The sequence below is a fragment of the Cupriavidus sp. R6-3 genome, assembly GCF_059772245.1.
Genome location: NZ_JCBAJO010000017.1, coordinates 1 through 24,741, shown reverse-complemented (window position 1 = coordinate 24,741; position 24,741 = coordinate 1). Strand labels below are relative to the sequence as shown.

Annotated in this window: 21 protein-coding genes and 3 tRNA genes; 9 read left to right on the top strand and 15 right to left on the bottom strand. The window is 68.0% G+C overall.

Features of this window, described 5'->3' with window-relative positions; all coding sequences use genetic code 11:
* Positions 1-99 precede the first annotated feature (99 nt).
* The 4 genes from pheT (at position 100) to AC6EI8_RS05515 (ending at position 3,764) form a co-directional block, all read left to right on the top strand.
* Complete coding sequence (gene pheT / locus AC6EI8_RS05530) at positions 100-2,547, top strand: phenylalanine--tRNA ligase subunit beta (protein WP_498381467.1); 2,448 nt, start codon at positions 100-102, stop codon at positions 2,545-2,547.
* Positions 2,548-2,608: 61 nt separating this feature from the next.
* Positions 2,609-3,025, top strand: a complete 417-nt coding sequence (locus tag AC6EI8_RS05525) for an integration host factor subunit alpha (protein ID WP_149319226.1) — start codon at positions 2,609-2,611, stop codon at positions 3,023-3,025.
* Positions 3,026-3,185: 160 nt separating this feature from the next.
* Positions 3,186-3,629 (top strand): MerR family transcriptional regulator, encoded by a 444-nt coding sequence (locus tag AC6EI8_RS05520; protein ID WP_150082177.1) that lies wholly within the window; start codon positions 3,186-3,188, stop codon positions 3,627-3,629.
* A gap of 58 nt (positions 3,630-3,687) precedes the next feature.
* Positions 3,688-3,764: transfer RNA gene (locus AC6EI8_RS05515), tRNA-Pro, on the top strand.
* A gap of 87 nt (positions 3,765-3,851) precedes the next feature.
* Here AC6EI8_RS05515 and AC6EI8_RS05510 read toward each other — a convergent pair.
* Positions 3,852-4,223, bottom strand: coding sequence for a DUF2188 domain-containing protein (locus AC6EI8_RS05510; RefSeq protein WP_498381466.1), 372 nt, complete (start codon positions 4,221-4,223; stop codon positions 3,852-3,854).
* A gap of 224 nt (positions 4,224-4,447) precedes the next feature.
* On the opposite strand from AC6EI8_RS05510, the gene AC6EI8_RS05505 reads away from it, so the two are divergent.
* Positions 4,448-4,678 carry a hypothetical protein gene (locus AC6EI8_RS05505; RefSeq protein WP_149319211.1) on the top strand — a complete coding sequence of 77 codons (231 nt, stop codon included), beginning with the start codon at positions 4,448-4,450 and terminating at the stop codon, positions 4,676-4,678.
* Positions 4,679-5,943: 1,265 nt separating this feature from the next.
* On the opposite strand, the gene AC6EI8_RS05500 is transcribed toward AC6EI8_RS05505, so the two are convergent.
* The 7 genes from AC6EI8_RS05500 to AC6EI8_RS05470 form a co-directional block, all read right to left on the bottom strand.
* Positions 5,944-6,378, bottom strand: a complete 435-nt coding sequence (locus AC6EI8_RS05500) for a hypothetical protein (protein ID WP_498381465.1) — start codon at positions 6,376-6,378, stop codon at positions 5,944-5,946.
* A gap of 58 nt (positions 6,379-6,436) precedes the next feature.
* Positions 6,437-6,988, bottom strand: a complete 552-nt coding sequence (locus AC6EI8_RS05495) for a GNAT family N-acetyltransferase (RefSeq protein ID WP_498381464.1) — start codon at positions 6,986-6,988, stop codon at positions 6,437-6,439.
* 31 nt (positions 6,989-7,019) lie between these two features.
* Positions 7,020-7,658: a sugar O-acetyltransferase gene (locus AC6EI8_RS05490; protein ID WP_498381463.1), complete on the bottom strand. Its 639-nt coding sequence runs from the start codon at positions 7,656-7,658 to the stop codon at positions 7,020-7,022.
* A gap of 112 nt (positions 7,659-7,770) precedes the next feature.
* Positions 7,771-8,040, bottom strand: coding sequence for a DUF2188 domain-containing protein (locus AC6EI8_RS05485; RefSeq protein ID WP_498381462.1), 270 nt, complete (start codon positions 8,038-8,040; stop codon positions 7,771-7,773).
* Between the two features lie 64 nt (positions 8,041-8,104).
* Positions 8,105-8,356, bottom strand: a complete 252-nt coding sequence (locus tag AC6EI8_RS05480; protein WP_187829258.1) for a DUF2188 domain-containing protein — start codon at positions 8,354-8,356, stop codon at positions 8,105-8,107.
* A gap of 34 nt (positions 8,357-8,390) precedes the next feature.
* Positions 8,391-8,615, bottom strand: coding sequence for a DUF2188 domain-containing protein (locus AC6EI8_RS05475; RefSeq protein ID WP_149319205.1), 225 nt, complete (start codon positions 8,613-8,615; stop codon positions 8,391-8,393).
* Positions 8,591-9,136 (bottom strand): YkvA family protein, encoded by a 546-nt coding sequence (locus AC6EI8_RS05470; RefSeq protein ID WP_498381461.1) that lies wholly within the window; start codon positions 9,134-9,136, stop codon positions 8,591-8,593. Before AC6EI8_RS05470 ends, AC6EI8_RS05475 begins: the two co-directional genes overlap by 25 nt.
* Positions 9,137-9,248: 112 nt before the next feature.
* On the opposite strand from AC6EI8_RS05470, the gene AC6EI8_RS05465 reads away from it, so the two are divergent.
* The gene (locus AC6EI8_RS05465) at positions 9,249-9,527 is read left to right on the top strand and encodes a hypothetical protein (RefSeq protein ID WP_149319204.1); all 279 of its coding nucleotides are present in this window, start codon (positions 9,249-9,251) and stop codon (positions 9,525-9,527) included.
* Between the two features lie 145 nt (positions 9,528-9,672).
* Here AC6EI8_RS05465 and AC6EI8_RS05460 read toward each other — a convergent pair whose 3' ends face one another.
* From AC6EI8_RS05460 to AC6EI8_RS05440, 5 genes are all read right to left on the bottom strand, one after another.
* Complete coding sequence (locus tag AC6EI8_RS05460) at positions 9,673-10,662, bottom strand: aldo/keto reductase (RefSeq protein WP_498381460.1); 990 nt, start codon at positions 10,660-10,662, stop codon at positions 9,673-9,675.
* Entirely contained in the window at positions 10,659-12,503 is a 1,845-nt protein-coding gene (locus AC6EI8_RS05455; protein ID WP_226106556.1) for an FAD-dependent oxidoreductase, read from the bottom strand. Before AC6EI8_RS05455 ends, AC6EI8_RS05460 begins: the two co-directional genes overlap by 4 nt.
* 392 nt (positions 12,504-12,895) lie before the next feature.
* Positions 12,896-17,755 carry an NAD-glutamate dehydrogenase gene (locus tag AC6EI8_RS05450; RefSeq protein WP_498381459.1) on the bottom strand — a complete coding sequence of 1,620 codons (4,860 nt, stop codon included), beginning with the start codon at positions 17,753-17,755 and terminating at the stop codon, positions 12,896-12,898.
* A 347-nt stretch (positions 17,756-18,102) separates the two neighbouring features.
* Positions 18,103-19,092 carry a Bug family tripartite tricarboxylate transporter substrate binding protein gene (locus tag AC6EI8_RS05445; RefSeq protein WP_370639505.1) on the bottom strand — a complete coding sequence of 330 codons (990 nt, stop codon included), beginning with the start codon at positions 19,090-19,092 and terminating at the stop codon, positions 18,103-18,105.
* Positions 19,093-19,332: 240 nt separating this feature from the next.
* Positions 19,333-19,408 (bottom strand) — tRNA-Lys (locus AC6EI8_RS05440).
* Positions 19,409-19,576: 168 nt separating this feature from the next.
* Here AC6EI8_RS05440 and AC6EI8_RS05435 point away from each other — a divergent pair.
* Together AC6EI8_RS05435 and AC6EI8_RS05430 are read left to right on the top strand one after the other, a co-directional pair.
* Positions 19,577-20,491 (top strand): LysR family transcriptional regulator, encoded by a 915-nt coding sequence (locus tag AC6EI8_RS05435; protein ID WP_498381458.1) that lies wholly within the window; start codon positions 19,577-19,579, stop codon positions 20,489-20,491.
* A 131-nt stretch (positions 20,492-20,622) separates the two neighbouring features.
* A complete protein-coding gene (locus tag AC6EI8_RS05430; RefSeq protein WP_498381457.1) occupies positions 20,623-22,002 on the top strand; it encodes an 8-oxoguanine deaminase in 1,380 nt (459 codons plus the stop codon).
* Positions 22,003-22,203: 201 nt separating this feature from the next.
* Here the strand turns inward: AC6EI8_RS05430 and AC6EI8_RS05425 are convergent.
* A tRNA-Lys gene (locus tag AC6EI8_RS05425) sits at positions 22,204-22,279 on the bottom strand.
* 214 nt (positions 22,280-22,493) lie between these two features.
* Here AC6EI8_RS05425 and AC6EI8_RS05420 point away from each other — a divergent pair.
* Positions 22,494-22,757, top strand: a complete 264-nt coding sequence (locus AC6EI8_RS05420) for a DUF1488 family protein (protein WP_006579010.1) — start codon at positions 22,494-22,496, stop codon at positions 22,755-22,757.
* A gap of 136 nt (positions 22,758-22,893) precedes the next feature.
* Here AC6EI8_RS05420 and AC6EI8_RS05415 read toward each other — a convergent pair.
* Positions 22,894-24,741: SulP family inorganic anion transporter (locus tag AC6EI8_RS05415; RefSeq protein ID WP_498381456.1), on the bottom strand; the 1,848-nt coding region annotated here is incomplete at its 5' end.

The window sequence follows — 24,741 nt, the reverse complement described above, 5'->3', positions numbered from 1 at the left end:
CCGCGCCTTGCCTGCCTCCCCGAACGGCCGTAGCGTCATCGTCGAACCCTGGCGGCGCCATGCCGCCGCCCACAGCATACCCACCGGATCAGTAGCGCCATGCAATTCTCGGAATCCTGGCTTCGTACCTTCGTCAATCCCGACAATCTGACCACCGACGCGCTTTCGCACCGCCTGACCATGGCCGGGCTGGAAGTCGAAGAGGTCGGGCCGGTCGCGCCGCCGTTCGACAAGATCGTGGTCGCCCGCGTGCTGGCCACCGAGCGCCATCCGAACGCCGATCGCCTCAACGTCTGCCAGGTCGATGCCGGCACCGGCGAGACGCTGCAGATCGTCTGCGGCGCGCCCAACGTCAAGCCGGGCATCCTGGTGCCGTGCGCGCTGGTGGGCGCGGTGCTGCCGCCGACCGAAGCGGGCGGCAAGCCGTTCGAGATCAAGGTCGGCAAGCTGCGTGGCGTCGAGAGCTACGGCATGCTGTGCTCGGCGCGCGAGCTGAAGCTGTCCGAGGACCATGAAGGGCTGCTGATCCTGCCCGAGGACGCGCCGGTCGGCGAGAACATCCGCCGCTACCTGGACCTCGACGACCAGGTCTTCGTGATCAAGCTGACGCCGAACAAGGCCGACTGCCTGTCGATCCACGGCGTCGCGCGCGAAGTCGCGGCGCTGACCGGCGCGCCGCTGACGCTGCCGGCGATGGAGCCGGTGGCGGTCACGATCGACGACCGCCTGCCGGTGAAGATTTCCGCGCCCGATCTGTGCGGCCGATTCAGCGGCCGCGTGATCCGCGGCGTCAATGCCCGCGCCGCGACGCCGGCGTGGATGGTGCAGCGGCTCGAGCGCGCCGGCCAGCGCAGCATCTCGGCGCTGGTCGACATCTCGAACTACGTGATGCTCGAGCTGGGCCGTCCCTCGCACGTGTTCGATCTGGACAAGATTCACGGCGGGCTCGACGTGCGCTGGGGCCGCAAGGGTGAGCAGCTGAAGCTGCTGAACGGCAATACCGTCGAGGTCGACGAGACCGTCGGCGTGATCGCCGACGACAAGGAAATCGAGAGCCTGGCCGGCATCATGGGTGGCGACAGCACCGCCGTGACGCTGGACACCACCAATATCTATCTGGAGGCCGCCTTCTGGTGGCCGCAGGCGATCCAGGGCCGCGCGCGCCGCTACAACTTCTCGACCGATGCCGCGCATCGCTTCGAGCGCGGCGTCGACTATGCGACCACGGTCGAGCATATCGAGCGTATTACCGCGCTGATCCTGCAGATCTGCGGCGGCCAGGCCGGCCCCGTCGACGATCAGGCGGTCAACCTGCCGCAGCGTCCGCCGGTGCGGCTGCGCGTCGCGCGCGCCGAGCGCGTGCTCGGCATCGCGCTGAACCCCGCCGAGATCGCCGACGTGTTCCAGCGCCTGGGCCTGCCGTTCACGCAGGGCGAGGGCGCCGAAGGCACCGTGTTCGAGGTCACGCCGCCGAGCTATCGCTTCGATCTGGAAATCGAAGAGGACCTGATCGAGGAAGTCGCCCGCATCTACGGCTTCGAGCGCATTCCGGCGCGGCCGCCGGTGGCCGAGAGCGAGATGCGTCCGACCGGCGAGGCGCGCCGTTCGACCCATGCAGTCCGCCATGCCGTTGCCGCCCGCGACTATCAGGAGGTGATCAACTTCGCCTTCGTCGAGGAGAAGTGGGAGCGCGATTTCGCCGCCAACGACAATCCGATCCGCCTGCTGAATCCGATCGCCAGCCAGCTGGCCGTGATGCGCTCGACGCTGATCGGCGGGCTGCTCGACAAGGTCCGCTACAACCTCAATCGCAAGGCCGCGCGTGTGCGCCTGTTCGAGGTCGGCCGCGTGTTCCTGCGCAATGCCGGCACCGGCGATGGCGGCCTGACCGTGGCCGGCTACGATCAGCCGATGCGCGTGGCTGGCATCGCCTGTGGCCCCGCCTTCGAGGAGCAGTGGGGCGTGCCGACGCGACCGGTGGACTTCTTCGACATCAAGGGCGATGTCGAGGCGCTGCTGCATCCGCGCCAGGCGCGCTTCGAGCCGGTCTCGCATCCCGCGCTGCATCCGGGCCGCGCCGCCACCGTGCTGCTCGAGGGCAAGCCGATCGGCGTCATCGGCGAATTGCATCCGCAGTGGCTGCAGGCCTATGAGCTGAGCAACGCGCCGGTGCTGTTCGAACTGGACCTGGATGCGGTGCGCGACATCGGTCTGCCAGGCTACACCGAGATCTCGAAATTCCCGGCCGCCGTGCGCGACCTGGCGCTGGTGGTCAAGCAGACCGTGCGCGTGCAGGACCTGACCGATGCGATGCGCGCCGCGCTCGACAAGCAGGGCTTCGGCCGCTATCTGCAGAGCCTGGTGCTGTTCGACGAATTCCGCCCGAAGGCCGCTTCGGCGGTCATTGGCGCGGACGAGAAAAGCCTTGCCTTCCGCTTGACCTTGCAAGATACTGGGGCGACCCTCCAGGACGAGACCGTCGACAGCGCCGTGCGCTGCATGGTCGAAGCCGCCACCGCCGCCTTCGGCGCCCGGCTGCGCGGCTAGCCACAGCCCGAACCCTGAATGGGCCGCCCGGGCACCCGCATCCGGGCGGCAGACTGACGAGATGAACGACCAACACGCGACTCTGATGACCGCAGCAGCATTGGGCGAAGCTGGCGACCGGCACGCGGCTACGCAGGCGGACGAAACGCCGGAACCGCGCGTCACCGAGGTCCCGACCCTGACCAAGGCCGAACTCGCCGAGATGCTGTTCGATCAGGTCGGTCTCAACAAGCGTGAATCGAAGGACATGGTCGAAGCCTTCTTCGACGTGATCCGCGAAGCGTTGGAGCAGGGCGACAGCGTCAAGCTGTCCGGCTTCGGCAACTTCCAGTTGCGCGACAAGCCGCAACGCCCCGGCCGCAATCCGAAGACCGGCGAAATCATTCCGATCACCGCCCGCCGCGTGGTGACCTTCCACGCCAGCCAGAAGCTCAAGAGCCTGGTGGAGGAACGCGCCGGCCTGGCGCCCAGCGACTGATTGACCTGACTTACCGCCCTGGCTGACTGACCGTCGATAGCCATCCCGCGCGGTCCATTGCCGCTGCCGCGGCCAGTCTGTATGCTGCTGCTGCGCGCCGAATCGGCGCCATTCCCCTCCAACCACCGCCGGCCCGGCCTGAAACCCGTCCGTCCACTGCATGTCGGATAAATCGAGCGAGCGCATCACGTTGCCGCCCATTCCCGCCAAGCGCTATTTCACCATCGGTGAAGTGAGCGAACTGTGCGCCGTCAAGCCGCACGTGCTGCGCTATTGGGAACAGGAATTCACGCAACTCAAGCCCGTCAAGCGGCGCGGCAACCGGCGCTACTACCAGCACCACGAGGTGCTGCTGATCCGCCGCATCCGCGAGCTGCTGTATGAGCAGGGCTTCACCATCAACGGCGCGCGCAACCGGCTCGACGAAGGGCGCCATCACGCCGAACCGGCCATGCCGGAAGAAGCCGCGCCGCTGCCCTCGGCAGGCACGGGCATCGCACCTGCGGCGTCCGTATTGACGGTCGATGTTCCCGCCTTGCGCGGCGAACTGATCGAGGTCCAGCACGTGCTCGCGCAACTGAAGCAGATCGCCGCCAAGGACTAAAAAATGCGCTCCACCGCCTATTCATTTCGGTGGGGCTTCTGATATACTCTTGTGCTTTCGGGGCGTAGCGCAGCCTGGTAGCGTACCTGCATGGGGTGCAGGTGGTCGGAGGTTCAAATCCTCTCGCCCCGACCAAATTGAAGCCCGCGTAATCGGAAGATTACGCGGGCTTTTGCCTTTTGGCGGGGTAGCCCCTTCAAGCCTGCCGCGTCCCGACCATGTCTACCCCTTGATGTCGCGCGGATCGTTGCCGAAGCTGTTTCGCTCGCGGATCTGGCCGTCGCGGCCGTGGATGATCAGCTCGACCTTTGCCTGCTGTGCTGCTTCGGTGCCGGATGCAATGGCTTCCTGCTGGGTTTCGTAAGTCGGGCCGGTGCCGTCAGTGCCTTCAATCCGGACCGCCCATTTGCCGTCGGCTTCCGGCACGACGTGGACATTTCCTGCCATGGTTGCCTCCTTTGGGATGTTGTTCGAGTTGTACGCGAGGGCATTGGGGACCGGTATCGGGCCACGTCCGACACGGGGAAGCGAGCGGGCGAAGGGCAGGGGGGCCATCGACTCTTGGCTTATTGATCGCCGCTCGTCATCGTCCATGGCCCTCGGAGGGTTGCAGCTCGTCCTCTGTCGAGGTCGTTGCGCACCGCTTCGGAGGCGTCGGCGTGCCACTGCCACGCCTCATGGATGGAGCAGACCCGAAGACGTGCACTGCAAACCTTCGATTTCCGCCCCAGTATCGACGATTCCCGTCACCGCCCGCTTCTTTGTTCCCGATTGGCTTGGCACCATGACAGCTCCCCAACCCCTGAAGGGAGGAACGTATGGACGAAAGCCATTCGCAAGAGCTGGTCAAGCATCTGAGAGAGATCGTCGAACGTCTCGACGACATGTCGTACTACGCTGCCTCGTCGACAAGTCAGCGCGTGCATTTCGCCGCGATGGCGATGCAGGGACTGGTCACCAGCATGTCGGGAGAAATGGAAGTCGAGGCTGCCGCGAAGCGGGCCGTTCAGTACGCGGACGCCTTGATTGCGGCGCTGGAAGACGAGTAGAAGCGCGGCGAGGCAGTGCAAGAAAGCCCGCGTGGTCGCAGCCACGCGGGCTTTTTGTTGTGTAGGCGCGGGAGGCTTTCGCGAGGATCGGACGATCATGGATTCGCGCTTGCGATGCGCTCGTCGGTTGTCTACAGAACCGCGCCCGTTTTCAGTATGAGAGGTGCCCGCCTCGAACTAATGTATCGGCAGGCAAGGGCGGGATGTGTAGGCCGGCAACAATGCCGCTGCCCCCATCAGCGGCAATGCGCCGGTCGCCGCGTCCCGCCCGAGCCTATTTCCTAGTCGGTTGCATTTGCCCGATACCTTCATTGGTATCGGGCTTTTTTCATTGGGCGTGCGCCATCCGAGGAAGGCGGTGCCTGGGGCCCGCCATCCCGCAACGCCGCCTCGGCGTGGCGCCAAGACAAAACGCCCGATGAAGTTCATCGGGCGTTCTCGGTACCGGCCTGACGGTCAACCCAAAGCGGGCATCGGGGTTACGGGTGCGTCGTTCTCGCGATCAGCCGCCAGCGAATGTGTCCCTGCAGTGCCCCATGAACATGGTGGTTCTGCGGGGGCAAGGGATGTTCGCGGGTTGAGATGGCGCTGGAACCGCAGCCCTCACATCGGTAGATGCCCGAGTACGGGGCTTGCGCGCCGGGCGCCAGGACGAGCTCGTAGGCGGGGTCTTCCTCTTGCGTGAAATAGCGGGTGTCGTTGCAGAACGGCATATCTCCTCCTTGGAAAGGGCCGGGCAGCCATTACGCCATCAGTCGGAGGAGCTTCTGTCGGATTCGAGTTTCCTTCTTTCACATTCGAATGCTGAGCCCTCGGCTTCGGAGAGCGGGCGCGCTCGCCGGGCGCACCGATACGCGTTCGGGCTCTCTGAGCCAATTCGGATTGCGGCCCTGGTAGACGAATGGCAGCACAGCGGGCCAACAAGGAAGAGCTGCGCCGCGGGGCCTGAGCGCGTCCTTTTCGCGATGATGGAGCCTTCATGGCTTTGCGCTTCTGCCAGTGCCGACGCTTGTCTACAGAACCGAGCCCGTTTTCAGTGTGAGGTGTGACGCGCCGCTACTAAGGTATCGCGAGGCGAGGACGAGGTGCGTAGGCCGGCAACAGCGCCGCTGCCCCCAATCAGCGGCAATGCGCCGGTCGCCGTGTCCCGTCCGAGCCTATTTCCTGGTCGGTTGCATTTGCCCGATGCCTTCATGGCATCGGGCTTTTTTATTGTTCGCTTCCACAGGCCGCGTTGCGAACACGGCGGCGCCGGACCCGCAGCATTATTTCCGCCCCTCGAACGTCGCCTCGAACGCCGTGGCCCGTGCCGTTTGCGGATCGAGCCGGCAGGTGAAGGTGAAATTGCGCCAACCGCTGCGGCCGCGTGCCTGGCCGTTTCCTTCGAGTACGGTATTGCCTTTCAAGCTCAGGCTTTGCGGCGTGTCGTCGCCGAGGAAAACGCGATCGACCTTGGCATCGGTGCGCTTCAGTTCCTGCAGGGCCAGCGGGCGGCACATGACTTCGGCGACTTTCCTGGCGTCGCTCCATTGACTGGCGACATTGCGGTCCGCGGGCGTGCGCAAGGTGCCGATGGCGCGGTCGAGCGCCTGTCGTTGCGAGTCCGTCAATGGGCTGCTGTCCTGGGCGGCGGCGGGGTAAGCGGCCGTCGCGACGAGGGCGGCCAGCAGGGCGCGATGCAGTCGGTTCGAGCGTGCCATACGAAGTCCCATCGGTTTCGAATATCGGCGATTCTACGGCGATGCCGGCGGGGCGGCTTCATTGCCGGTGTGACACGCATCCAGCGTCAGTCGCATCCAGCGTGAGCCGCATCGCGCAGCGCAGATGCACCGGCAAGCCAAGTTCGCGTTCGTGCTCGAGCACGGCGGTGAGCCGTTCATCGAGGGCATCGCCTTCGATCGCATCGAATCCCAGCCGGCCGTAGAACGGCCCGTTCCACGGGAGGTCGCGAAATGTGGTCAGCGTGACGGCCGCCAGCCGTTGCCGACGTGCATGCGCAATGGCCTGCGAAACGAGCGCGCGGCCGTAGCCCTGGCCCTGGCAATCGCGATGAACGGCGAGTTCCCAGATATGCAGCGCTTGCCCGAATCGCTCGGCGCTGATAAAGCCGCGCACTTTGCCGTTCTCGTCCTCCGCGACCCATTCAGTGCCCGCCGCAATGAAGCGAAGGTGGACTTCCGGGGACAGGACGTCGTCGTCGGCGATCCATGCCAATGCCGGCACGGTCCTGAACAGCTCGGCGGCGGAGCGTTCGATGTCCGGCAGCGATGGCGCGTCGCTGCCCGTTGCCGGCCGGATCAGCGGCGTCATTGCCGGCGCATGCCGTTGGTGCGCGACGGCATCATGCCTCGGCGCCGTTGGCCGGCTGCGCAATCTCGCGGATCACGCGCGCCGGATTGCCTGCCGCGACCACATTCGGCGGAATATCGCGCGTGACCACCGCGCCTGCGCCGATCACGCTGTTCTCGCCGATCGTGACGCCCGCCAGCACGATGGCGCCGCCGCCGAGCCAGACGTTGTTGCCGATCACGATGGGTTTGGCGGCTTCGTATTTCTGCCGGCGCAATTCCGGATCCACCGGGTGTGTCGGCGTCAGCAATTGCACATTGGGCCCGATCTGCACGTCTTCACCGATCGTGATCGGCGCGACGTCCAGTGCCATCAATCCGTAATTGGCGAAGGTACGCGCGCCGACCGTAATGTACTTGCCGTAGTCGACGTAAAGCGGTGGCTTGATATTGACGTCCGGACCGACGGCGCCGAGCATTTCATGCAGGACCTGTTGGGCGCTGTCGAGGTCGACGGCATAGCGCGTCTCGTATTCGCGCGACAGGCGATACGCGCGGCGCGATGCGGCCTGCAATTCCGAGTCTTCGGCGATATAGAGATCGCCGGCAAGCATTCTTTCCTTCTGGCTGCGATGGTCGATGTGCTCGGTGTGATCGGTGTGCTCGGTGTTATCGGTGCCGGTACTCGACATGGGTATGCTGAGGGTTCGTTGTCGCGCGGCCGATCATAGCAGGCCGTTGTTGCGGACTTGGCCGAGTGGCATTCGATCAGGCAGGTTCGCCTGCGGCCTGCACGCCCGCCCGTCAATCGCCGCCATCGCCACCGCCGTCGGCACCACCATCGCCCGCATCGCCCTCATGGCCACGGCCATCGCCGCCGTCATAGCGCGTGCGCTGCTGGACCTGTCCATCCGGCCCGTGAATGACCAGTTCGACCTGGTCCTTGCTGGCCTTTTCGCGTCCGGCCGCGATGGCTTCTTCCTGCGAAGGGTAGTGCGAGGTGGCGCCGTCGGTGTCTTCGACGGTCACCGCCCAGCCGCGGTCGGCGGGCAGCACGTGGACGGTACGGTTCATGGTCGTGTTCCATTGCCGGCAGCGGGCGGGGGCATGGCGGCCCTGGCCACCGCGCTGCCGGGGGTCAAGCCGCCAGGCTTTCCTGTTCGGTCAGGCGGCGGATTTCGCCGTCGGCCTCCTGGACCAGCAGGCCCACGCCGCGCCGCCGGGCGGCGGCCATGGCGAGCTGCAGGGCGTCATCGCGGCCGTCGTAGCGCAGGATCGATTGCGCCTGGCCTTCGACGGTCAATTCCCATCCGGTATGGGTGGCTTTCAATACGAAGTTGCGAGGCATGGTCTTCGGTCGAGAGCGGAGGGAACTTGCATCGTAGTGCATCGGGATGCCGCTCAGTATGCGAGTTCGTCCTACGTCATCCCTTGGACGCCGCCGGATCGTGGCCGAAGCTGTTGCGCATGCGGATCTGCCCGTCGCGCCCATGCACCAGCAATTCGACACGGTCGCGCCGCGCGGCGTCGGTGGCGACCTCGATGGCTTCTTCCTGGGTCTCGTGATGCGAGCTGGCGACGGGTTCGCCTTCGCGGCTGACATTCCAGCCGCTGCCATGCGGCGTCACATGGATATTGCGTCCTGCCATGGTGGCACCTCTTGGTCGGAACTTTCTTCCTTTCTAGAGCGGGGGCGGGGCGCGTGGTATCGGTGGCTGTCCGACAGTAAGCGGACGCGGGATGGCGCGCGCGCCAAAGGCCGCGGAGGCGGCGCGTGGCACAGCGGGGCTTCAGCCGTGCCACCACCGCCATGCAAGAGCGCCGCCCCCAGCCACAGGGCCACCACCATCGCGGCGCCCCAGTAGCTGCGGGGCCTGCCGCGCCGCTCGTCGAGCCACCGGCGGGCCTGCTCGCGGCAGGAGTCGGCCAGGGGCGCAGGCAGCGTGCGCAGCGCGCACCAGATCAGCGCGGGCAGCAGGACGATCTCGTCGAGGTAGCCGAGCACCGGCACGAAGTCGGGAATCAGATCGATGGGGCTGAACGCATAGGCGACGATCAACGCGCACAGGCCGCGGGTCAGCCCGGGCGTCGCGGGATGGCGGCAGGCGAACCACAGCGTCAGCACGTCGCGCCGCAGTCGTCCGGCCCACGCGCGCAAGGTCTCGAGCATGACGGGGATGGCAGGGATGGCGGGAGAAAGAAGGGGCTGGAGCGGATAGCGCACGTTGGCGCGGCAGCGCGCATGCTAGCATGGCCCGATCGAGGTCACGGGAGAGAACATCATGGCCAAGCGCGAACGGCCCGCACGTGCGCTGCAGGACGAAGTGAGCCGGCGTATCCAGCGACTGGACGAGATCGTCGACGAGGGATTGAAGGTGCGGGTGCCCGTGCCGCAGCCGCATCCGCGCGATGCGCGCGGGCGCAATTGGGATATGCAGGGCTTCGGCCATGTGCGCGGCCATGAGCGCGCGATTCGCGCCGTGGTCGACAAGGTGCGCGACGAGTTCGATCTGTCCGACAACCCCGCCGCGCCAACGGATCCATTCGCGCCGGCATCGTGACAGGCGTCACGATCTGCGGACCCTGAGCGCAACCCGGGGGCAACTTCAGCGCAACCTCGGCGGAACCTCGGCGCACTTCCAAGCGCCGCCGCTCAAGCGCCCCCAAAGCGCACCCCAAGCGCAGCCGAAGCGCAAATTCACCCTCTCATGCCGGCTCGTGTTCCGGCATATCGGTGCAGGGCCCATTGCGGCAAGGGCGCGGCGAACCGTCGCCCAGAATGGTGGGCGCCAGCGCTCGCCCGCGCTCGCCCAGCGCGCGATACCGGTCCAGCAGCGACAGGTTCTCGCGGATATGCTGCTCGGAAAACATCGAGGTGATGACGATGCCGTGCTCGCCGGCGAGGCTCAGCGCGAAATGCATCGCCAGCTCCTGTTCGGTCAGTTCCTCCAGCCCCAGCTTGCTGACGGCGTCCCGCACCGGCCGGCTGGCGGCGCTGGCCGCCAGGCTGTCGGGCCCGCCGCCATAGGGCCGCGACAGGAAACGCTGCCGCCCGGCGCCCATGCCGGCATGCAGCCGGTCGAGCACGTTCAGATTGGCCTCGAACAGCCACGCCGGCGCCTGCTGCGCCATCGGTGTGGCACTGATCTCCGGCGAATCGATGGTCACGCCCCACTGGCCGATCTTGCCGTCGCGCTGGGCCTCGTCGAGGAAGCGCTGCAGCTCGTCGGTCAGCACCTCCGGCGAAAGCGGTTCGTGAACCAGGTAGTAATCGATGCGCTCGCTGCGCAACTGGCGCAGCGATTGCTCCAGGCACGCGCGCGCATAGCCGACCTCATAGTTGCGCTGCGACAGCGCGGCACGCGAGGCGGCATGGACCATGCGGCGGCCCCCGGGCATGCGCTTGATCCAGCCGCGCGCCAGGCTCTTGGCCAGGCTCAGCGCGCGCGTATTGCGCGGCGGCACCACGCCGAACTTGCTGGTGACGGTGACGTGCTGGCGCTTGCCGGCGAGGAACTCGCCGAGCAGCGCCTCGGCTTCCCCAAAACCGTAGGACCGCGCGACGTCGAAATGACGGATGCCGTTGTCATACGCGACCGCCAGCGCCCGCAGCGATTCCTTCCTGCCCACCCGGCCCAGCATGGGAGCACAACCGAAACCCAATCGGCCCGACAATTCCTGGGAATGCTCACTCACCTTGGCGCTCCTGCGGTCGCTACGGCAACGGGCTCGTCGATCGGTTCGACGGACGGGGGATTCCGATCCGCCACGGGCGTCGCGTCGGTCGGCATGTCGTTAGGCATGCGGGCGTCGTTTCGGTTCTCGGTATCGTTTGCGGTATCGCTTGCCGCATCGCTCGCGTTCGGTCTGGCGAGCTGTGCCGCGATGTCGTCGGCGATACGCGCCGACAGCGCGACGATGGTCAGCGTCGGATTGGCCTGTCCGGACGACGGAAATACCGCGCTGCTGGCGACGTACAGATTGTCGGTGCCGAACACGCGGCAGCGGGGGTCCACCACGCCGTCGCGCCAGTGCGCCGCCATGCGCGCGGTGCCGATCTGGTGGAAGCCGTCGGCGGCCTGCGCCAGCACCGCGTCGACGCGCTCGGCCTCCGGCATCCAGTATTCGAGCCGGCCGGCACCGGTCTTGCGCAGATGCCGGTCCAGCAACGCATGGCAGCGCACCACCGAATCGGCGTCCGCGTGCTGATAGCGCAGATCGATCCGCAGCCGCCGCATGCCGTGGCAGTCGGCGGTGTCGGCCAGCGTCACGCGGCTCTCGCGCGAGGGCAACTGCTCGGCATGGTAGTGCAGCGCATAGACATTGTTCGGGCTCGGCAGGAAGAAGCCGGGCAGCCGCGGCCGCGCGAAGTAGCGCCGATAGACGAAGGGCGGCACGAAGGTCGCGATCTTGGCGAGGTCCTTGCAGACGTTGCGGACATGGGCGCCGCGGTCCTTGCGCGCGCTGGCGTTGGCGACCAGCTTGGCGATCGCCGGCGGCGCCAGATAGCGGCTGATCACCGGCGTGCACAGCGCCAGGTAAGCGAACGACAGGATGCCGTTGCCGTGCGCGGGGTCGGCGGGTGGATGGTTGTCCAGCCACATCGCGGTATTCAGCAACTGCTGCTCGCGCTGCACGCGGGCCGGCACGGTGAAGCGCCGCCGCGCATAGAAGCCCTGCGCATCGCGCTCGAAATGGTAGATGGTGCGCGCCGCCTCCGAATCGAACCGCACGCTGGCGATCTTGCCGGAGATGTGGCCCATGTAGTGCCGGCCCAGCAGGCCGCTGCGATTGCCGAGGCGATCGCCGTGCCGCGCATTGACGTTCAGCAGCAGGCGCGTCGCTTCCAGCCCGCCGCAGGCCAGCACGAAATGGTCGGCGACGATGCGCGTGCGCGCGGCGCCGCGGGCCACCACGATGCTCGCGATATGCTCGCGGTCCGCGCTGGGTTCGATATCGACACAGGTGGCGCCGAGCAGCAGCTGCACGGTGGGCTCGCGCTCGAACCAGTCGCGATAGCGGCGCGCGAAGTTGGGTTCGCCGCTCCAGCGCTCCAGATCGGAGGCGATCACGTCGCCAGGCTGGAAGCGCGCGGTGATGGGCCGGCTCGCCGATTCGGCGGCGAGGCGAGCGAGCGTGAAGGCGGGCTGGCCGCAGTTGGTGTACTCGCAGGCGCGCGCATAGTACGGCGACAGTTCTTCGTAGCGGATCGGCCAGGCGGTGCCGGGCGCGTAGTCGCGCGGCTCGAAGTCGATCGGATCGAAGGGGATGCAGCGCCCGCCCCAGAGCCACGACGTACCGCCGAACGCGCGCCGCACGGCATCCTGCATCGTCGCATGGCGGCGCGCATCGGCGAGCTCGGCGTCGCACATCGCCTGCGCTTCGTCCTGGAAGGTTTCGCCGCCGCTTTCGACCAGCATCACGGCGATGCCGCGGCGGGCGAGCTCCATCGCGCAGGTGATGCCGGCAGGCCCTGAGCCGACCACGCAGACGGTCGTACGCAAGCTCGCTTGGTGCGAGGGGGGACGCAGTACCATGGGAGGTTCTCCGGCAGCCTGGCGATCGCGGGATGACGCGGCACGGCCTGCCGCGCGCCCGGGTGGGGCGCGAGAGGCATGGGCCGGTTCGACACGCACAATCTATGGGCCAGGGTGGCCAGCGTCCGTACGTTGCCACACGCAGTGTTGCGCTGCGCAAGAGCGCGTGCCAGCGTAGTGCGTGCGCGAGGGCCTGTGCGAAGGGGCATGCGATGGCCTTCGCGATTGTCTTGGCGATTGTCTTGGCGACTTTCTGCGCAAATGTTTTGGCGATTGTCTTCGCGATAGCCTGCGCAAAAGCCCGCGTAATTGTCTTTGCGATCTTATTCGCGATGGCCTGCGCGACGCCGCGCGCGATTCCCTCGTTGCAGGCGCTGCCGCTGCCCGACGCCTCAGGCCGCGTGCTCGAGCATGCCGATCTCGCGCGTGGCCACCGACAGCATCGACAGCCCGGTGGCACCGGCGGCGCGTTGGTCCGCCAGCATGCGGCCGAAGCGTTCCAGCGGGGCATGACGGGCCTGGCGCCAGCGCTCGATCAGGCCGTCGGCGCCTTCCTCGCGCGCGCTCGGGCCGGCCTGCTGCAGCACGCTGACGGTCAGCGCGCGCTTGAGGCGGTCCAGATCGTCGAGCGTGGTGGTGCGGGCCAGCAGATCCCAGTGCGTATCCGCGGGCAGCGCCTGTGCGCGTTCGCGCAGCCAGCCGAAGCTCAGATGCCGGTCCAGCGCGAAATACACGTCGGCGACCTGCGCCAGGCTGCGCTCGCAGCCCGAGGCCACCTCGGCGATATCGAGCGCGGCGACCGCGATATCGCCGGCGGCGACCTGCAGGGCCAGCGCGTCGTCGATGCCGAGCGCGGTCAGCGCCTCGCGCCGCTGGGTCAGCGCGGCGGCCTCGTGCTCGGCCAGCAGCGTCGGCAGCCGCGGCGTCAGCCAGACCGCGGCGGCGGCGTAGTCGGGACGCGTGCCCGCCGGTGCACCGTTGGTCGGGCGGCGCCGCAGCAGCCATAGCGTCGCGCCTTCGAGCAAGCGCGCGAGGCCGGCGAACATGCCGGCCTGCACCTCGTCGGCGACGCGGTTGTCGAGCGCATCGATGGCCTGCCACAGCCCCGTCAGCCCGAACACATCGCGGGCGGTCAGGCAGGCGCGCACGATATCGGCAGGCCGCGCGTCGGTCTCCTCCATCATCCGATGCACGAAGGTCGGGCCGACGCGGTTGACCAGCGTGTTGGTCAGATAGGTGGCAAGGATCTCGCGCCGCAGCGGGTGCCGCTGCATCGTGTCGGCGTAGCGCACGCGCAGCGGCTGCGGGAAATAGTCGGACAGCAGGCCGGCCACCGTCGGGTCTTCCGGCACGTCGGAGGCGAGCAGCGCGTCGTACAGCCACATCTTGCTGTACGCAAGCAGCACCGCACGCTCGGGCGAGGTCAGCCCGAGCCCGGCGGCCTTGCGCTCGACGATCTCCTCGTCCGGCGGCAGGAATTCGAGCGCGCGATTGAGCCGGCCCGCGCGCTCGAGCGCGCGCATCAGCCGGGCCTCGATATCGAGCAGTTCGGCGGCGCGGCGGTTGGCGATCGACAGCGCCTGGGTCTGGTAGTAGTTGTCGTGCAGCACCAGCGCCGCGACTTCGTCGGTCATCTCGGCCAGCAGCTTGTTGCGCTGCTTGTCGGTCATCTCGCCGTCGGCGACCACCAGCCCGAGCAGGATCTTGATGTTGACCTCGTGATCCGAGCAGTCGACGCCGGCCGAATTGTCGATCGCATCGGTATGGATGCGGCCGCCGGCGCGGGCGTATTCGATGCGGCCGAGCTGCGTGAAGCCCAGGTTGCCGCCTTCGCCGACGACCTTGCAGCGCAGGGCCGCGCCATTGACGCGCACGGCGTCGTTGGCGCGGTCGCCGACCTGCTGGTGGGTCTCGTCGGTGGCCTTGACGTAGGTGCCGATGCCGCCGTTGTACAGCAGGTCGACCGGCGCGGTCAGGATTGCCTGGATCAGCTCGGCCGGCGTCAGCGCGGTGGCGTCGATGCCGAGCGCGGCGCGCACCTGCGGCGTCAGCGCGATGGTCTTGGCGCTGCGCGGATGCACGCCGCCGCCGGCCGAGATCTTACCCGCATCGTAGTCGGCCCAGCTCGAGCGCGGCAGCGCAAACAGCCGGCGCCGCTCTTCCAGGCTGACGGCCGGGTTCGGGTCCGGGTCCAGGAAGATATGGCGGTGGTCGAACGCGGCCAGCAGCCGGATATGCGGCGACAGCAGCATGCCGTTGCCGAACACGTCGCCCGACATGTCGCCGATGCCGACGACGGTGAAGTCGGTCGTCTGGATGTCGGTGCCGAACTCGCGGAAATGCCGCTTGACCGATTCCCAGGCGCCGCGCGCGGTGATCGCCATCTTCTTGTGGTCGTAGCCGACCGAGCCGCCCGAGGCGAAGGCATCGCCGAGCCAGAAGCCGTATTCCCCGGAGATCGCATTGGCATAGTCGGAGAAGCTGGCGGTGCCCTTGTCGGCCGCGACCACGAGATAGGGGTCGTCGTCATCGTGGCGCACCACCTGCGGTGGCGGCACCACCGCGCCGCCGGCGAGGTTGTCGGTGACATCGAGCAGGCCGCGCAGGAAGGTCTGATAGCAGGCCACCCCTTCGGCCATCCACGCATCGCGATCGGTGGGCGAGGGCGGGCGCTTGACGACGAAGCCGCCCTTGGAGCCGACCGGCACGATCACCGTGTTCTTGACCATCTGCGCCTTCATCAGCCCCAGCACCTCGGTGCGGAAGTCCTCGCGCCGATCGGACCAGCGCAGTCCGCCCCGCGCGACGCGGCCGCCGCGCAGATGCACGCCCTCGACGCGCGGCGAGTAGACCCAGATCTCGAACATCGGCCGCGGTTCGGGCAGGCCGGCGATGCGGGCCGGATCGAGCTTGAACGACAGGCACGGGCGGGGCGTGCCGTCGGCGCTCTGGCGGAAGCAATTGGTGCGCGTGGTGGCCTGGATCACGCCGAGGAACTGCCGCAGGATGCGGTCCTCGTCGAGATTGGGCACCTGGTCGAGCGCGGCGCCGATCGCCTCCAGCAACTGCGCGCAGCGCGCCTCGCGCGCCGGCTCGGAACCTGGGTCGATGGCCGGATCGAAACGGGCGGCGAACAGCGCCACCAGCAGCGCCGCGATGCGCGGATTGCCGGTCAGCGCGCGCTCGATATAGGCGTCGCTGAAGGTCGAACCGACCTGCCGCAGATACTTGGCGTAGGCGCGCAGGATCGTGACTTCGCGTGCCGGCATCTCGGCCAGCAGCACCAGCCGGTTCAGGTCGTCGTTCTCGATCGCGCCATCCCAGGCGCGCGCGAAGGCGTCCTCGAACAGGTCCTTGGCGCGCGCCATGTCGAGCTCGGCGCCGCCGACCAGTTCGAGGCCGAAGTCATGGATCCACAGCGGCGCGCCCTCGTCGGGCTCGATCCGGTAGGGGCGCTCCTCGTGCACCCGCACGCCCAGATGCTCGAGCATCGGCAGGCTGTGCGACAGCGCGATCGGCTCGCCGGCGCGATAGACCTTGAAGCGGAACGCGCGCGGCGGTGCCTCGATCGGCCGGTACAGGTTCATCGACAGGCCGCCGCGCCGGCGCGCCTGTTCCATCAGCTCGATATCGCGCACCGCGGTGCGCGCGGGGTAGTCCTCGCGATAGCCGGCCGGAAAGGAGTCGCCATAGCGGCGCAGCAGTCGGTTGCCCTGTTCCTCGCCGGCCTTGTCGAGCAGCGCCACCGCGAGGTCGTCCTGCCAGCGGCGTGTCGCCGCGACGATGCGTTCCTCCAGCGCGCGCGTATCGACCTCCGGCATCGTGCCCGGCTCGCCGCGCACGGTCAGATGAATGCGCGCCAGCGGGGACTCGGACAGCTGCGGTGTGAACTCGCAGCTGGTGCCGCCGAACGCCTGCATCAGCAGCTTCTGGATGCGCTGGCGCAGGTCGGTGTTGTACTTGTCGCGCGGCACGAACACCAGGCAGGAGACGAAGCGGTCGAAGCGGTCGCGCCGCACGAACAGCCGGATGCGCTGATGTTCCTGCAGCCGCAGGATGCCCAGCGCGATCTCGAACAGCTCATCCTCGCTGGCCTGGAACAGTTCGTCGCGAGGATATTGCTCGAGGATCGTGACCAGCGACTTGTACAGATGGCCGCGCTGCAGGAAGCCTGCGCGCGCCAGGATATGGGCGCACTTGCGGCGCACCAGCGGGATCTCGCTGGTCGACACCATGTAGGTCGTCGAGGTGTAGAGCCCGAGAAAGCGCCGTTCGCCGAACAGCTTGCCTTCGGCGTCGAGCAGCTTGATGCCGATGTAGTCCAGATAGCCCGGCCGATGTACGGTCGAGCGCGAGTTGGCCTTGGTCAGGAAGATCGGCGCCTCGCCCTGGATGATGCTGGTGGCGGCGGGCGGCAGCGGCGTCAGCTCTTCGGCCGTGGGCGCGCGCCGGCTCTCGCGCAGGATGCCGGCGCCCGAACCCGCCACGCCACGCAGCCAGAAGCGGCCATCCTGTTCGACCAGCTGGTAGTCGCGATGGCCGAGGAAGCAGAAGTGGTCGTCGACCATCCATTGCAGCAGCGCGCAGGCCTCGGCCGTATCGCCCTCGTTGCCGCCGGGCAGCCGCTGCAGGTCGGCGATGCTGGCGCGCGCGATGTCCAGCATCTTCGGCCAGTCCTCGACCGCCGCGCGCACATCGCCGAGGATGCGCGTGATGCCGGCCCGGAGCGCTTCCAGCTGGGCCGGTTCGCTGCAGCGATCGACCTCGAAGTGGATGAACGATTCGAGCCGCGATTCGGGGTCGGGCGCCTTGTCGCCGCCGAGCGCGATGCGCGCGATGCCGCCGTCCTGCCCGCGCCAGACGCGGAACACCGGATGGAAGGCCGAATGCAGCGTCAAGCCATGCCGGTTGATCTCCATCGTCACCGAGTCGACCAGGAAGGGCATGTCGTCGTTGACCATCTCGATCACGGTGTGGTCGGAATGCCAGCCGTGCTGCTCGAGATTGGGGTTGTAGACGCGGACCTGCGCGCGGCCCGGCACGAAGCGCTGGGCGGTCTGCCAGTGGGCCATCGCGGCGCCGTAGAGGTCGGCGATATCGCGCTCGGCCAGGTCCTCGGCGTCGGACACGTCGTAGTAGTGCCGCAGCAGCGGTTCGGCGATGGCGAAGGTGGCCTCGGGCAGCCGGGCCCGCGCGAACTCCACCAGGTCGGCCAGTCGTTCTTCGACGCGTTCTTCGCTGTCCGCTTGCATGATCTCTCCTTGGGGAAAGCCGCCGCCGGTCGCATCGGCGCGATGCGCTGCACCGCGTCCGGGCAGGGCGAGTGCCGGTGCCTGCTCTTAATGTAGAGCAAAAACACAGAGGTGGCGGGAAAGGGGGAGAGCGGCGGGAGGGCGTCAGGCCGGCGCTGCGAGCGGGCTGCGGAGAAGATGGCGGGGGAAGCCGGCCAGAGACGTCACGTCAGCCGGGGGAGGCCAGCGGAGGAGGTCATCCGGGAGAAGCCAGCGAGGGAGGCCAGCGTGATGCGACGGCGGGAAGACCAACCGTGGGCGGACCGCCGCCGACTGGGGCGGTCCGCCGATCCGTACAGGTACGGAAATTACTCGAGCGTGATCTTCTGCTCCTGCGCGATCTTCTTGCGCAGTTCCAGTTCGCGCTTGATCTGCGCGGCGAACTGCTGCGGCGTGTTGCCGTCCGGATAGGCGCCGCTCTCGGTCAGGCGGCGCTTGGCGGCCGGGTCCTGCAGGGCCTTGACCGCGGCGTCGTGCAGGCGCGCGACGATCGCGGGCGGCGTGCCGGCCGGCGCGACCAGCCCGTACCAGGCCATATTGTTGTTGTCCTTCATGCCTTCCTCGGCGAAGGTCGGCACATCGGGCAGGCCCTCGACGCGCTTGGGCGCCGCCACCGCCAGCGCGCGCAGCTTGCCGGCCTGGATATGCGGCATCGACGACGGCAGGTTGTCGAACTGACCGCTGACCTGGCCGGCCAGCGTGTCGTTCAGCGCCGGACCCGAGCCGCGGTACGGCACGTGGACCATGTCGGTCTTGGTGGTCAGCTTGAACAGCTCGCCGTCCAGATGCGAGATGCTGCCCTTGCCGGCCGACGCGTAGCTGTACTTGCCGGGCTCGGCGCGCAGCAGCGCGATGAACTCCTTCAGGTTCTTGGCCGGCACCTTCGGGTTGACCGTCAGCACGTTCGGCACGTTGACCAGGTTGGTGATCGGCGCGAAGTCCTTCAGCGGGTCGTACGGGTTCTTCGGATTGGTGGCCGGATTGGTCGCCATCGTGCTGACCGTGGCGATGCCGATCGTGTAGCCGTCGGGGGCCGACTTGGCCAGCGCGTCGGCGCCGATCGCGCCGCCGCCGCCGCCACGGTTCTCCACCACCACGGGCTGGCCCAGCGCGCGGCCCAGCGCATCGGAAACCGCGCGGGCGACGATATCGGTGGTGCCGCCGGCGGCGAACGGAACGATCAGCCGCACCGGCTTGTTGGGATAGGCCTGGGCGTGCGCGACGCCGTGGGTCAGGCCGAATGCGGCCAGGCAGGCTGCCACGCTGGCGGTCAATGCGGATTTCAAGAATGCCTCCATCTGTTGCGTTGGCCGGCGCGTCGCGAGGGGCGAGGGCGCCGGTCGGGGTCGGTCATGGTTCCGTATTGCGGAACTTGGTTTCGTAATATGCCCGGACCGGCATTCAACCCGGAAAGGCGCGGCGGGGATATCCGTAACAACCCGTAACAGGGGCTCGGGCCGCAGCCGCAGGGAAAGAGGCAAACAGCAGGCAAACAAAAAGGCCGGGCTGCGATGCAGTCCGGCCTTTCGGGAATTCGCTGGTGGGGCGTGAGTGACTCGAACACTCGACCTACGGATTAAGAGTCCGCTGCTCTACCAACTGAGCTAACGCCCCAACGAAGTCCGCTATTCTAGCGTGGACTTTTTGGGTTTGCAAGTACCGAAGCGATCTCGGGGACGCTCGGGCGGACTGCCGGGACGGCTGCCGACGCTCGCGCGGCTACAATGCCCCGCTGTCCGCGCGGCCCACCGGCGCGCCGCCGTTCTCGGGAGACCTGGTTCGATGCATGCCCGCGTGTTGCGCTATCTGGATGAAGTGGTCCGCCGCGGGTCGATCCGCAAGGCGGCCGAAGCGCTGCACGTCGCGCCGACCGCCATCAACCGGCAGATCCTCGACCTGGAAGCCGAACTCGGCGCGCCGCTGTTCGAGCGCATCCAGCGCCGGTTGCGGCTGACACCGCTGGGCGAGATGGTGCTGGCGCACGTGCGGCAGACGCTGCGCGAGCACGACGCGCTGCGCGAACGCATCGCCGCCTACAACGCGGGACAGCAGGGCATCGTCACGGTGGCCACCACCGCCGGGCTGGCGGGCTCCCTTTTGCCCGCGCTGGTTCACGACTTTCGCCGCCGCCACCCCGGCATCGCGGTGCGCGTGCTGGATCTCCCGGTGGCCGAGATCGTCGCCGCGCTGGCCGAGGGCGACGCCGAGCTCGGGCTCGGCTACGACCTGGCGCCGACGCCGGCCTTCGTCACGCTGGCGGCCGGCGAATGGCCGATTGGCGCGGTGGTCGCGCCCGGCCATCCGCTGGCCGAGCAATCGTCGGCGCTGCTGGCCGAATGCGTCGGCTATCCGCTGATCCTGCCCGTGGCGACGATGTCGATCCGCGGCCTGCTCGACGATGCCTTCGTCCGCGCGGCGATTCCGGTGCCCGCGGCGGTCGAGGCCGGCTCCACCGTGCTGATGCGCCGGCTCGTGATGCTGGGCGCCGGCATCGCGCTGCTCAATCCGCTCGATGCCATCGAGGAACTGGAGGCGGGCACGCTGGTGTTCGTGCCGTTGCGCGATCCGGCCTTGCCGCTGCAGCGGCTGACGCTGTTCGCGCGGGCGCGCGGCCCGCTGGATTCGGCGGCCTCGCTGATGGCCGAGCGGATCGGGGCCGCGCTGAAGGCGCTGTCCGGCGGCGGCGCGGGACATTAGCGTCGGCGTGGTTGTCAGGTGTGCGCGCGATGTGCACACCGTGGGCGCAAATCGGCGCTATCGCGCGTCCGGCCCCGCGCCGTAGACTGGCGCCCGCTATCTGACCCACCACGGAGACCGGAGACCACAAGATGACGCTGATCCTGACCCACGCCGACGTCCTGGTGACGATGGACGCGAACCGCCGCGAGATCGCCGACGGCGCGCTGGTCGCCGAAGGGCCGGCGATCCAGTGGGTCGGCGCGACCGCCGACCTGCCGGCCGCCTGGCGCGCGCGCATCGATGACGGCAGCGCGCAGGTGCTGGACATGCGCGGCCATGTGGTGCTGCCGGGCCTCGTCAACACGCACCATCACATGTACCAGAGCCTGACGCGCGCGGTGCCGGCCGCGCAGGACGCCGAACTGTTCGGCTGGCTCGGCGAGCTGTACATGCTGTGGGCCAACCTGACGCCGCGCATGATCGCCGCCTCGACCCGCACCGCGATGGCCGAGCTGATGCTGTCGGGCTGCACCACCACCAGCGACCATCTCTATCTGTATCCCAACGGCTCGCGGCTGGACGACGCGATCGAGGCCGCCGCGCAGATGGGCATGCGCTTTCATGCGGCGCGCGGCTCGATGAGCGTGGGACGCAGCAAGGGCGGGCTGCCGCCCGACGCGGTGGTCGAGCAGGAGGAGGCGATCCTGCGCGACAGCCAGCGGCTGATCGAGCAGTACCACGATGCCTCGCGCCACGCGATGCTGCGCGTGGTGCTGGCGCCGTGCTCGCCGTTCTCGGTGTCGCGCGAGCTGATGCGGGAGTCGGCGGTGATGGCGCGCCACTATGGCGTCTCGCTGCATACCCATCTGGCCGAGAACGACAACGACGTCGCCTATTCGCTGGAGCGCTTCGGCATGACGCCGGCGCAGTATGCCGAGGACCTGGGCTGGGTCGGCCACGATGTCTGGCACGCGCACTGCGTCAAGCTCGACGCCGACGGCATCGCGCTGTTCGCGCGCACCGGCACCGGCATCGCCCACTGTCCCTGCTCGAACATGCGGCTGGCTTCGGGCATTGCGCCGGTGCGCGCGATGCGCGATGCCGGCGTGCCGGTCGGCCTCGGCGTCGATGGCAGCGCCTCCAACGATGGCGCGCACATGCTGGGCGAGGCGCGCCAGGCCATGCTGCTGCAACGGGTGGGCTATGGACCGGCGGCGATGGGCGCGCGCGAGGCGCTGGAGATCGCCACGCTGGGCGGGGCGCGGGTGCTGAACCGCGACGACATCGGGGCGCTGGCGCCGGGCATGTCGGCGGACTTCGTCGCGTTCGACATGTCGGCGGTCGGCTATGCCGGCGCCGGTCACGATCCGGTCGCCGCGCTGGTGTTCTGCACGCCGGGCACGGTGTCGACCAGCGTGATCAACGGCAGGGTGGTGGTGCGCGACGGCGTGCTGCTGAGCGCGGATCTGCCGGCGGTACTGGCGGAGCATCGCCGCCTGGCGCGGGAGCTGGCCGCGGCGCGGTGTTGAATCGGGTTGAATGTCCCACGCTGCCGTCCGGGATTGCGGTGTGGTTCACCGTCCGGCGGTACCGCCGGACGGCGGCGTCCGGAGCCATCGTCCAGGGCTGCCAATCGCTGCCCGATGCGGGCCCAAACGGGGCCAAACGATTCGGGCCCAAACAAAAAGGCCGGCGCTGCGAAGCAGCCCGGCCTTTTCTACAATATTCGCTGGTGGGGCGTGAGTGACTCGAACACTCGACCTACGGATTAAGAGTCCGCTGCTCTACCAACTGAGCTAACGCCCCAACGAAGTCCGAGATTCTAGCATTATTTGCAAAGTTGTCAAATCCCGGCACGCTGAAACGCATCGGCGGCCGTGACAAAATTTGCGCTCGCCGATGGAACTCGGAATGGCCGCGGCAGTCTCGGCAGATGACCGATCTTCGCAAAGGACTTTTGTGCGACGTCGGCGGGACCCATGTTAGGATGCCCACTCACTTGCAATGGAGGGCTGTACCGATGGAGATCAAATTCCAGGAGCAAGATCGTTATGACATCAATAACGAGGGCTTGCTGTTTCACGCCATTGTCGACGGCCAGAAGGTGACCTGCGTGGTCACGCGCGAGGCATTGTGGGAAGGGTTCAGCGCCGACCAGGTGCTGTCGCTCGAAGAAGCATTCCGCGCCGGCCGCGATACCATCGAACGCGCCGCTGTCGTGTTGATCGAACAGGGCGTGCCGCAGCCCATCGTGGTCAAGCGCGCGCACGTGGCGCCCGTCTGAGCAGGGGCGCCCGCACCGGGCCGCTACGGTCCGGGCAACAGGGCGCGCTGCGGCTGGACCCAGTCTGGCGCCGGTTTCATACCGGCGTTTTTCATTTCCGCTTCGCGCATTCCCGCCGCGCTTGTTTCCGCCGCGTTCATTCCCCCCGCGCTTGTTTCCGCTTCACGGCTTCGATCTCACCAGCCGCCGCTTCCGGCCCGGCCACGCCGTCCGCTGCGTCCGCTGCGTCCGCCTTCGTCACCTGTGCGGCCCGCACCGGTTGACCCGGAATTCCCGGGGCCGCCGCCTCAAGCGGACACTCCTCGAACACCCGCACGGTACACGTCGCGCAGATCTTCGGATCCAGCGTGGGCACGATGCTGTGCAGGGCGTGCCGCTTGGTGGCGAAGATATGGTCGTCGCCCAGCTTGGTGATGAAGCCCGTCTGCGCCCAGGTCTGCAGCACCTGCGTGCGCGGGCGGTGGAAATAGAGATCGCCGCCCAGCGCGCGGCGCTCGGCCAGCTCCGCCTCCCACATTTCCGCGCCGGCCAGGTCGATGAAGTTCATGCTCTTGGTCATCGCCAGCAGCCGCGTCTGCGTCGGCATCTGCGCGCGCGCCTCGTGCAGCCTGTCGGTGACGTACTGCACGGCGCCGAAGAAGATCGCGCCCTCCATCCGGATCAGCTTCAGCTGCGGACATTCGGGCTGCGGGCGGCGTAGTTCGTCCAGCGGCGTGAAGCGGCGGTCGGGATCGTCGGCGTCGGGCACCAGCGTCCGCACCGCCGGGCGCGAGGTGCGATATAGATAAGCGACCAGCGACAGCACCGTACCCAGCAGCACCGCCATTTCGAGCCGGATCACCAGCGTGGCGGCGAAGGTGCCGAGCGCGATCGCGAACTCGGTGCGCGAGAGCCGCGCGATGCGGCGCAGGCGCGCGAAATCGAACAGGCCCCAGGCCACCAGCAGCAGCATCGCGGCGATCGCCGCCAGCGGAATCTGCGCCAGCAGCGGCGCGCTGACCGCGACCAGCGCGACCAGCAGCAGGGCGGAGAACACGCTGGCCAGCGGCGTCTGCGCGCCGGCCTCGAAATTCGGCATCGAGCGGTTCAGCGAGCCGCAGGAGATATAGGCCGAGAAGAAGCCGCCGGCGATGTTCGACAGCCCCTGTCCGATGAACTCCCGATTGGCGTCGATGTGCTGGCCCGACCGCAGCGCGACCGCCTTGGCGATCGAGATCGATTGCCCGAGCGCGACGATGGTCAGCGCCGACGCGATGCCCAGCAGATCGGACAGCCGGTCCCAAGGGATATCGGGAATGCGGAAGGGCGGCACCGCGGCCGGGATCGGACCGACCACGTCGACATGATGCGCGCCGCTCCAGCCGCTGCGGTTCAGCAGCCAGGCGCACAGGAAACCGGCCAGCAGCCCGAGCAGCATGAACGGCAGCCGGCGCGCGACCCGCTTGACCGCCAGCGTGACGGCCAGCGTCACCGCGCCCACCGCCGCCGCGCTCCAGTTGATGGTGGCGGCATGCTCGAACAGGTGGCGCACGACCCCGAAGGCGCTGGTGCCGGTCGGCACCTGCAGCCCGAACAGGTCCTTCAGCGCATACAGCGCGATCAGCGAGGCCGCGCCGCAGGTAAATCCGAGCAGCACCGACGGCGAGATGAAATTGGCCAGCGAGCCGAGCCGCAGCGTACCGACCGCAAGCTGCAGCACGCCGACCAGGATCGTGACGACCAGCGCCAGGTTGATGTACTCGGGGCTGCCGGCGAAGGCGATCGGGCTGAGCATCGCGAACAGCGCCAGCGAATTCGCATTGGTGGGGCCGGACATCACGTGCCAGCTGGAACCGAACAGCGCGGCCACGATGCAGGGCACCACCGCCGCGTAGATGCCGTATTGCGGCGGCAGCCCGGCCAGCGTGGCGAACGCCACGCCCTGCGGCAGCACCAGCACCGCGCCGAGCAGGCCGGCCAGCAGATCGGCGCGCAGCGTCGTCGC